This window comes from Burkholderia sp. E168m23 (assembly GCF_016586125.1).
Taxonomy (GTDB): domain Bacteria; phylum Pseudomonadota; class Gammaproteobacteria; order Burkholderiales; family Burkholderiaceae; genus Burkholderia; species Burkholderia orbicola.
Map to the genome: position 1 here is coordinate 1 of NZ_BCPP01000165.1, position 9,414 is coordinate 9,414.

Sequence of the window (9,414 nt, forward strand, 5' to 3'; positions counted from 1 at the left end):
TACCCGGTCGTCAGCTGGTTCCCATGAGAATCCTGCGCTCTCCCCAGGCAGCGGCCGAAGGACCATTACTCCAGAAACAGATCGATCTGCGCCGCGAAGTCGTCGATTTCCTGGAACAGGAAAGCATGGCCCGCGTCAGGGTAGAGAATCAGCTTGGCATCCGGCGCTTGCTGCGACAGGACATAGGACCGATAGGCCGGCAACATGACGTCATGCGCGCCGTTGGCGACCAGGACCGGCATGCGCAATTCTTTTGCGCGGTGCAAGACGCCCGGCCAAGTCGAAATGGCCTTGATCTGCGCCATGAAAGCCTCGGCCGTGACCGCTGGCCCCACATGCGACTGCTCGGCAATGCGATTCAGCGAAGCTTTGCCCGCAGCGACACTTGTTTCGGATTCGGGGTAGAACAGGAACAGGAAATCGGCGGCGTCGTTTACGCTGTGTGACATGACTTGCGGCACACGGGGGTGAGGCTGAGGGCCGTCCGTGATGCCGCCCGGACTGGACCCCGCGACAATCAGGCGACGGATGAGATGTGGAGCGTCCAGCGCAAGCTGTTGAGCGACAACGCCGCCGAGAGACCAACCGAGGACGTCGACCTGCCCTAGCCCCAGTTCCTCGACGACCTCGGCAACGACTACCGCCATTTCGGCAATCGTTTCCGGCACTCGACCTTCGGATCGACCGATGCCGGCACTGTCGAACCGAATCACCCGCCTGTCGGCCGACAAGACCTTGATGAACGCCGGATCCCAGTCGTCCATGGTGCCACGGAAACGCTGAAGCAAAACCAGAGGTACGCCACCGTCCGGTCCGTCCTGCATGGTGGCGAGTTTGCCACGGCGAGTGTTCAGCCAGCCGATGCGCGAGGTGTCGCCCATGTCATTCCCCCATCCCGTTGTGATGCCGGCAGGTTATCTCGAGACAGGGAAGCTTGAATGACGTAAAGGCGTCTAATCAGGTCATGTGACTGTGCCGTCTTCCATTGGCTTCGGGTCGCGCTTCAGGCTTGTGGGCGCTTGCCCATAGTTGCGCAGGAAGGCGCGCCGCATCCGGTCGCGGTCAACAAAACCGGTGTCGCGTGCAACGATGTCTAGCGGATGGCGCCCATCCTCCAGCATCACACGCGCGGCCTCCAGGCGCAGCCGCTCGACCGCTTTGGCTGGAGACTGCCCCGTCTCTTCGCGAAACACGCGACTGAACTGGCGCGGCGACAGGCTGGCTGCTTCGGCCAGTTCCTCGATCGACAGCGGATTGCGCAGGTTTTCGCGCGCATAGGTCAGGGCGCGCTTAATTCGGTCGGAGCGCGGTTCCAGCTCCAACATCGCCGAGAACTGAGACTGCCCGCCCGGGCGGCGATGATAGACGACCAGTTTGCGGGCGATGGACCGGGACAGAGCTGAGCCGTGATCATCTTCAAGCAATGCCAACGTCAGGTCGATCGCCGAGGACATGCCCGCCGAGGTCCAGATATTGCCGTCACGGATGAAGATACGGTCGTCATCCACCCGCACCTTCGGAAAGCGCAACTGCAGATCGCGCGCATGCGCCCAATGGGTCGTTGCCGTGCGCCCATCCAAAAGACCCGCCTGTGCCAGCACAAAGGCACCTGTGCAAACCCCTGCCACCCGTCTGGCTTCGCTACCGGCGCGGGCAACATAGGCGCACAGTCCGGCCGAAACGCTCTTGGGAACCAGTTCGCCAGCCACCATAAGCGTATCGGGCACGATGTCCACCGGCACGGTTTCAATGCCTGCGTTCATCGAGGAGTGGACCGTGCCGCCATGTTCGGACAGTAAAGTCAGCAGGTAGCCATCGTCGCCAAGCTCAGCATTGGCGAGCTCAAAGGCCGCCAGCGCAGCCAGCCCCATCAGTTGGAACCCGTCTTCAAGAATCAAGCCGACCTGTCGCATCAAGTCTTCGTCCCAAAAAAATGCAGGATCATAATAATTTTGCCGCGATCTTGCAGGGAACACCAGAATTCGTGGTGCTTGACATCCATCCGATCACATTGGCGTAAACGAAAATATAGTTATCGCCGTTTGACAAGTAAAAGTATCACTTCGCCAGTCATTGTCAGCCCGGAAATGCGAAATGCTCGTGAATTCATGAAGTCGCGCGTAGCGCACCAATGTTGTCACCGGAAGCGAGCCACGAAGGTCGAGTGGTGTTCAGGTGCAACTGCAATAGGCTCGCAGCCCTGTCCGTCGCCACCGCGTTCAGATGAATGTCGCCGTCGTGCTTTGAAGAATCACAACTGCCATGCCAGGGTCCTGGCGGCGTTGATCGATCAAATTGCAGTCGTGGGTGCTCAAGTTGCACTCCTGGGGGTCCTTGAGCCGATGTCGGGTTCGATACGGGAAAAGGCTGGCGGCAATGCGCAGGGGAGCGGCGGACGGGGGGCGTCTAGGCGGCGCCCTCGCCCGCTTGGCCCCCGGGCGCGAGGGTAGACGGCAGTGGCCCCGAGAACGGTGAATCTGACAAATCACCCACTTGGTAGGACGCGGGGCCGATCGCGTGCCTCAAAGATTCCCGGCGCCTGGCGTCGGTTGATCGTCGGGATATAGGATCGCGTCCGCGATCCGGCCTGCCACCCCGTCGAGGTCGGGGAACAGCACACCGCGGTTGATGCCGGCCGTCTGCAACTGCGCGCGCATGGGACCGAACGCGTCCGGCGGGATCCGGATGTAGCTCAGTCGCATTTTGAAATGCACGTTGGTGTCGAGAGAGACATACTTCATCCCCAGACCGTCCTCGACCCCTCGATGCACACTGAACCAACCGTCCTGAGCTGCAATCCGCCGTGATACATGCCGCGGCTTCAAGAGCTTCGTTTCAGTGATCTCTAGCGGGTTCGAGCGCTCGTCTAGATCGATCATGTCCGCGTCGGTCGCCGCTAGCAGCCAGACGGCGGCCGCCTTGGGCGAGCCGTCGTCACCCTTGATAGCTGGCCGCTTGATTGCAAACCACAACGCAGCAAGCGCACTGCCAGTCCAGTCGAGCAGCCGGGTCGGCATCGCATGGTGCTGCGCGATCGCCAGCCAGTCGGCATCGGCGAGTTCTACCGTCGACTCCAGGTGCGGGATGCCGCGCTGCTTGAATTCGCGCAGCATGCTCTTTTCGGTACCGGGCCTGACGCGGTTGGCGTACTGGGGGCGAGCAATACCGGGCTTGAGCAACCATGACTCGTCTTCCTGACCGCGAAACAGCGACATGCGGTAGCCGAGGGTCGGAATCCCTCGGGTCCAGCGGTCGACCAGATTCATGAACGTCGCAAGGTCACGCGCGTCCCCGAAGCGCTTTGCCGTGCGCTTGTAGTTGAAGGCAACTGTCATCTGTGACTCCCGTATTGGATGGTTTGAGGCAGTGCGCAAAGGGATTGCGTGCGCGGCGCACGGACGTACGCCTGGTTGACCGAAGTCCTGTTCAACCTGATAGCCGCAGCAAGTGCTGAAGGTTCTGCTTCATCTGCTCCCCTACCTCATCTTCCTGCATGCCCCATATTGCCGCCAGAGGGGCTCGCACGGACCATGCATCCCACGGCTGCAGTTGTATCCCGCCCACGCTCGTAAACGGACCATCCGTTTCAGGTAGCACTCGGTGTAGAGGCATTCGCGCCACCAGCGCCCGCCCCTTCTCACCCTCGAGCATCGTAGGGCCAACGCTGAACCAACAACCAATGCGAACAGCAGTCTCAAGTTCAGCGAACCCGCCCGAGAACCAATGAAGCACGGGTACGCCGGCATGCTTCGTCGTAGCCAGCAGTTCCACGACTCGGCGTGCAGCACCGCGCGAGTGGATGCTCATCGCCTTTCCTTGGTACCGTCCGCATTCAGCGAGGGCCGCTCGGAAGACTCTCTCCTGCACAGAAAGTGAGCCTCGAAATCTGGGGGAACCATCCATCCCAATCTCGCCAACAAAACGTGCTCGCGAGATTCCCTCAATAAGGTCGCCCAGCTCTCCTTGTTTGGCGGCAGCCACTTCCGGATGCAGGCCGATTCCCACCTTGATGTTCTTCAAACCGAGAAACACATTCGACGTTGCCCGGTAGGCGCGCGGACTAGTGGTGACCACGAGGGTAAACTCGTTCCTTCTGTTCACCTCCTGCGCAAGCTTGAGGCCATCGGGATACAGGTCAAGGTGTGAATGGAAGTCAATCACAGGATTTGTTCCTGCCGCAAAAGCACGCCCAGTTCCGCTAAGCCACGTTGCACGACGCCTTCGAACTCTCTTCGGAGGCTTGGCTCTGCGAAGGACAGCTGGCCAGCAGTGAAGAGGCGGACGCCACTCTGCTCGACCTTCAAAACCGCAACTGCGACTGCACCGATGTCGTTGGGCTCGTTTTCGAGTTGCGCTCCTCGAAGTGAGGGATACACGTAAGTCGTGTCGTCTCGGAGGTTGGCTCGAATAAATGATGCACGGCGAACCAAACATGGAACACAGCGGCCGCAATGTTTATAGCCGTTCCGGACGAAACGACCACAACTCGTGGCTTCCGAGGCAACATCAGCTAGCACTGTAGATGCCCGGCATTCGGCCATCATCTCCCCTTTGGTCATCGCCGCATACGGAAGACGCAGCACGGCACGAATTCCAAGCTCATCCCACAGCGCTTGTAACCGCGCCATGAACACCGGATGTGTGGTCTTGGTGCTAACATCCCAACGCGGCCGCCGAATATCGGAAATTGAACTAACAACTTCGGTCGTCGAATCGGATCGAGCCCTGGATGGTGCTAATGGATCGAGAATTGTTCTACCCTCGCCACTCAAAGTAGCCTGAGAGTTGATAGCCACGGTTTACCTAGTGGTAGATATGACTCGTCATCGATAACAAACAGGTTGAGCGGCGTATGGTCGGACTCGGCGTAATCCAACGGGTGACTCGCTGGCAGATGCCCTTCGATCATGGTGTAGCGCCGCTTTGCAACCTGAGCTCCGAATCGGGCCACATCTACTTCATACTTTGGGCGCTCGTCGATGCGGCGCACGTATGTTCGGTATGAGATGGGTACAAGAGGATCGAGTGAGTCCGATAGTCGCTCGCGATTCTCTGCCTCGAGGCTCCACCGGTACCACCGGTACGAGCTCGTCCTTGACGGCCTCGTCGGCAATAAGTAATGATCGTCGATTGATGTTTGGATAATATCTTCATGGTCAGGCCCCGTCGACTTCCGGCGAGATTTCGTAGCGAAGCCTGACACAACGGACGCAATGTCCCGACCGGAGCCCTCGAACTTACTCATCCATTTTCCTACCGTCGAAGCAGCGGGCGGCTTTTCCAAGTCTCCCAATTTTTTGGCGATTTCACGGAGCACCGCACGCATTTGCGTACGCTGCCCACACGTTATGCCACGGCGATTCAGTTCGCCCATGTAAAATGCCTTTCTATCAGCATCTTCTTGCCACCTTTCAGCCAACTGAGTGATATTTTTATCATTATTTTCACCTCCATCCGAACCTCTTTCCTCGTAGAGTAAATGTGTGGGCGTCGACGTCGCCTCTACTATGCAGAGTTTTCTCGATCTAAATTCACCCCAGAATTCAACCTCGGCAACCTGAATAACGGCCTGCGTTAGAACGTCTCGAAAGTAGAAAGTGCCTGTCGCACGTGAGATGTATTCATATACCGCCCCTTTCCACTTTATAACCAGTCCTTTCGCTATGATGAAATTTCTCATTACGCTCTCCTTTTTCGCTGCAGATTGCTCGAAGAGCGTGTTCGATTTCGAGCAGTTCGTCGGGAGCTAGAGTTTCGAAGTACATCGTCGGGTTCGTAGATACGACTTTTGCTCTTTTCGCTCGGAAAACCTCCAACAATTGATGGTCCTTCAGAAGTACGGCCTCGTTGTCCATCAATCTTCGCAAGCTCCAACATTCGTTGATCCTGCGGTCGATGACCCATAGCGAGTTGTGCCAGAAGAGGATAAAACCGACCCGAATTGATAAGCGTCTCAAACGCAAGCCCCTTGTTGTCGGATGTGGGTGTCGTCACGCTGGATCGGAGTGTGACTGTTTGGTCCCAATCGATAGTCAGATATCGCCTCGCGACCATCGTGTAGATCTCTCGGATACTCACCTCGCAACACTCAGTCAGTTCGCTGATAGATAGAGCACCGTCCGAGAGGCGTTGGACAACGGTACTGCTGCGCTGCTCGTCGAGTACACCGCTGATGTACCGACGCATCAGCATGACGTTCTCAACTCGCTCTTTCTTGGAAAGAATCTGCTCATCTGTAAGGAAAACTAAGTTTTTCCCTTTGATTCGCAGCTTTCGCGCAATTTCTGTGTATCTGCACAAGTTGTCGTCTCGGACGAGGATAGCCAGGGGCTTCACCTCGACGTAGTATTCGCCGCTGCCGCAACGAACAAATAGATCCGGGTAGTACCGGCGCGGCACCCCATCCAGTACATACTGCAACTCATCCGGTTGGGATGCCATCCACTCGACGTCCTGCGACATCGCCAAAGTTGCGTAACAAACTCGTTCCAGATATGACTCCCACTCGAGCGCATATGGCGCCCGATCTGGTAGGTCGAACCCTCCAACGATTCGATGTGGCACCACGGAAATGATCGACCGCGCCGGTTGTTTGTTCTTCTTGTCAGCGGGCAAAGAATTGAGATCGCCCCACTCGGCACTATCGTGGTCGCGCGATGCTGGCCTGCGCCTGGCTGCAAATGGCATATCTCTGCTCCATTTATGGGAGCACGGAGTTCCATTTCCTTCGCTCCCGTATTTTTGAGCAAAAAGAGCCCTTGACGTGCGTACCAGCGAGGCCACATACTGAAAACTCTCACGTGCTCAGTGCGGCATTGCTGGGTACACACGGCGGGGGGACTCGAAAGGGTCTTTCTCGCCGTTTCTCGTTTACATGGGCTCCTCCGTGGTAACCGGGGCGTCGCTATCTGCGACCGCCTTCAATATCGACGAAAGACATCTGAGTTGGGTTGCAGACAGCATGGGGACTGCTGCCAGAATTTCGCTTCCCTCTTGCGGCCAATCCGGTGGTGCTCGATGGTCCACATAGGATTGGAGGCCATGAGCAAACGCCAACCGATGCAATTGCCGCCGCTCCTCCTCTGTCGCATCGATAGCATCCAGCAGACGGTTTATCACCTCCGACGACGGAGGATTCCGGCGGCCAGTCTCAAGGGACGCGAGGTACGAGGGGTCCATGCCACTTCGATGAGCGACAGTCTTCTGCCGCTGCCCGCTGCGACGGCGGATTGCAGTGAGGTAGTCAGCGAACGATATCTGCGTTCGTGCAACGAGCATAAATGAACTCGCTTTTGACAATTTCGAATACGTTATCTCAGCGACTATTCGACGTCAAACACCAAAATAAATACTACAATTCAAAAAATATCTGTTTTTTTATCCACCGGAATCCACTCACCTTTATAAATGTGGAACAGATATATTTACCTACACTTTTCATCGAGAACCGTAACTACCGGCGCATCGAACCCGATGTCGCATGCACCTCCACGCCGAGCCTGTTCCTTCAATAGCACTGTATTTGGGGTACGACTGTCATGCGGCATCGCCAAGTGGAGTGTTGTCAAATTTCCACGTCGGGTTAGTCATAACCCGACAGCCGCATGATTACCCGTAGCCCTTACTTTTCGGGTTTACACGGCATGGCCAGTGCTTCGCGAAAGGCAATTTTCTGCAAATCGGCCTAGCCATCTTTGGCCTAGGTGCAGTATCGTTGGATAACACGGAAGTAACTCGTCAACACCACGTGACCTTCTCCATGGCTGCCATCAGTATTCGTTACTGGCATGAACTGATCCGTTCGGTCGGGATCGGCAGCCTTGCATTCGCACGCCCCGTGCGAAATTCGATGCGAACTGACTGCTGAGTTCTCAGCATCGGACCAAACCGCGACGAAGGCGGTTTGGATGTCGTGGCTACCAGGCCGCTACATCGCATTTGGAGAATCCGTCATGTCGGTATCGAAACAACATGCCGAATGTCCTGCGGGATTTGCCCCACTTGGTGATCTGTCAACGATCCAGTGTCGCGATTCGCGGCGACTACTCGTTCCACAGAGCACGCACGATGAGCTTGCTGCGATCCGAGAGATTCAGCGAATGGCCTCTGAGCCAACGCAATCGCCGGTACACTCCGAATCGAAACTCACGGCAAAGCCGATAGCAAACAAGCCTTCACGTCGGCCTAGGGCTCGGCGTGTCCAAATATTCTCGCCAGATGCACTTGAGCAAGCAAACGCTGCTCTGGACGGCGCCGACGCGAGTCAACAGCAGTGCGCACGACCGCTGCTTGAGAAGGCCGGCAGCAACGATGGCTGTCGAAAGCTTCCCGATATTCAAAAGGCACTGAAGAGACTTGACGTTGCGCGCGGGAGCTTCGCCAACCTGAGCGAGCCCATTGGAAAACTAATGGTCGATCTCGTGCTCGCAAGTGCCGTGCGCAGCAGAGAGTTTCGCGTTCGCCCCATTCTGCTCATGGGCGAACCCGGCGTTGGTAAAACGCATTTCGCGTCCAAGCTCGCGGAGGCGCTCGCGGTGCCAATGCGAAAGTGGTCCGCCGGAAGCGCTCAGGCAAGCTTCCAACTCGTGGGCGGGGACAGTGGATGGCGCCAAGCGCGACCCGGGGCGATATTCGAAGTCCTTGCCAAAGGGGATTCGGCAGCTCCGGTACTGATACTCGACGAAGTAGACAAGATCGGAAGCAGTAGCAACTACCCTGTCGTTCCTGTACTGCTAGACCTCCTCGAGGCAGATACAGCTGGAGCGTTCTACGACGCGTTCTTTCGCATGGAATTTGATGCAAGCCGAATAATCATTGTGCTCACGGCGAATGATCTTGACCGGGTGCCGCTCCCCCTTCTAAGTCGTGTCGAGGTGTTCGATATTCCGACACCGGATCCGGAACAGCGAATGCAGATCATCCTTGCGAAGATCGACCACTTGCAACGCTCCACAGGGAAGCACATACAACTCGAAGAAGGCGGAGCAACTGGCCTTGCGGAACGCACAGACCTGGATCTGCGCAAACTTCACCGCATTGTGATCGATGCGTTCGCGGTCGCGCTAGCGACGGGAAAATGTATTGCCACGCTGGCGCTACCACCCTCAGCTAAACGACAACCAATCGGGTTCACGTGTCACGGATAGACGGTTGCGGATCCTCTGCAATCTGCACCGCAGTGAAAGCAGGGAGCAGCGCCGGGAATTGAACCCGGATCTCCGACGCGGTACGATGGAGGCACCACCCAACCGTCGTACACCCACTCTCCGCGAGTGGTTCTAGCGTCGGCGCTCTATCCTTTGAGCTACGCTGCGGAAATGTTACGTATTACCACGCTGCGCGTGGCCGTCGCCACGCGCTTTTCAGAAAAGGGGCAGCACCGGGATTTGAACCCAGATCACTAATGCGTACGAT

The 9,414-nt window shown here is 57.1% G+C and carries 9 protein-coding genes and 1 tRNA gene; 1 reads left to right on the plus strand and 9 read right to left on the minus strand.

The window, feature by feature from the left end:
• Positions 1–65 precede the first annotated feature (65 nt).
• From JMF90_RS11330 to JMF90_RS11365, 8 genes are all read right to left on the minus strand, one after another.
• On the minus strand, positions 66–881 hold the full coding sequence (locus tag JMF90_RS11330; RefSeq protein WP_011546983.1) for an alpha/beta fold hydrolase: 816 nt from the start codon (positions 879–881) through the stop codon (positions 66–68).
• A gap of 81 nt (positions 882–962) precedes the next feature.
• A complete protein-coding gene (locus JMF90_RS11335; protein ID WP_011546982.1) occupies positions 963–1,913 on the minus strand; it encodes a GlxA family transcriptional regulator in 951 nt (316 codons plus the stop codon).
• Between the two features lie 609 nt (positions 1,914–2,522).
• Entirely contained in the window at positions 2,523–3,335 is an 813-nt protein-coding gene (locus JMF90_RS11340; RefSeq protein ID WP_011546981.1) for an FRG domain-containing protein, read from the minus strand.
• Between the two features lie 91 nt (positions 3,336–3,426).
• A complete protein-coding gene (gene qatD, locus JMF90_RS11345; protein WP_011546980.1) occupies positions 3,427–4,161 on the minus strand; it encodes a Qat anti-phage system TatD family nuclease QatD in 735 nt (244 codons plus the stop codon).
• Positions 4,158–4,796 carry a hypothetical protein gene (locus JMF90_RS11350; RefSeq protein ID WP_227745925.1) on the minus strand — a complete coding sequence of 213 codons (639 nt, stop codon included), beginning with the start codon at positions 4,794–4,796 and terminating at the stop codon, positions 4,158–4,160. Before JMF90_RS11350 ends, qatD begins: the two co-directional genes overlap by 4 nt.
• The gene (locus JMF90_RS11355; RefSeq protein ID WP_236593017.1) at positions 4,769–5,680 is read right to left on the minus strand and encodes a hypothetical protein; all 912 of its coding nucleotides are present in this window, start codon (positions 5,678–5,680) and stop codon (positions 4,769–4,771) included. Before JMF90_RS11355 ends, JMF90_RS11350 begins: the two co-directional genes overlap by 28 nt.
• Positions 5,680–6,687 (minus strand): hypothetical protein, encoded by a 1,008-nt coding sequence (locus JMF90_RS11360; RefSeq protein ID WP_011546971.1) that lies wholly within the window; start codon positions 6,685–6,687, stop codon positions 5,680–5,682. The genes JMF90_RS11355 and JMF90_RS11360 overlap by 1 nt, the downstream gene beginning before the upstream one ends.
• A gap of 183 nt (positions 6,688–6,870) precedes the next feature.
• The gene (locus tag JMF90_RS11365; protein ID WP_011546970.1) at positions 6,871–7,278 is read right to left on the minus strand and encodes a helix-turn-helix transcriptional regulator; all 408 of its coding nucleotides are present in this window, start codon (positions 7,276–7,278) and stop codon (positions 6,871–6,873) included.
• Between the two features lie 674 nt (positions 7,279–7,952).
• Between JMF90_RS11365 and JMF90_RS11370 the strand changes: the two genes are divergently transcribed.
• The gene (locus JMF90_RS11370; protein WP_012339444.1) at positions 7,953–9,146 is read left to right on the plus strand and encodes an AAA family ATPase; all 1,194 of its coding nucleotides are present in this window, start codon (positions 7,953–7,955) and stop codon (positions 9,144–9,146) included.
• 43 nt (positions 9,147–9,189) lie between these two features.
• Here JMF90_RS11370 and JMF90_RS11375 read toward each other — a convergent pair.
• Positions 9,190–9,314: transfer RNA gene (locus JMF90_RS11375), tRNA-OTHER, on the minus strand.
• Positions 9,315–9,414 lie beyond the last annotated feature (100 nt).

Coding starts and splice junctions, on each gene's coding strand:
- JMF90_RS11330 (WP_011546983.1), bottom strand. CDS start 881: ATGGGCGACACCTCGCGCATCGGCTGGCTGAACACTCGCCGTGGCAAA.
- JMF90_RS11335 (WP_011546982.1), bottom strand. CDS start 1,913: ATGCGACAGGTCGGCTTGATTCTTGAAGACGGGTTCCAACTGATGGGG.
- JMF90_RS11340 (WP_011546981.1), bottom strand. CDS start 3,335: ATGACAGTTGCCTTCAACTACAAGCGCACGGCAAAGCGCTTCGGGGAC.
- JMF90_RS11355 (WP_236593017.1), bottom strand. CDS start 5,680: ATGAGAAATTTCATCATAGCGAAAGGACTGGTTATAAAGTGGAAAGGG.
- JMF90_RS11360 (WP_011546971.1), bottom strand. CDS start 6,687: ATGCCATTTGCAGCCAGGCGCAGGCCAGCATCGCGCGACCACGATAGT.
- JMF90_RS11365 (WP_011546970.1), bottom strand. CDS start 7,278: ATGCTCGTTGCACGAACGCAGATATCGTTCGCTGACTACCTCACTGCA.
- JMF90_RS11370 (WP_012339444.1), top strand. CDS start 7,953: ATGTCGGTATCGAAACAACATGCCGAATGTCCTGCGGGATTTGCCCCA.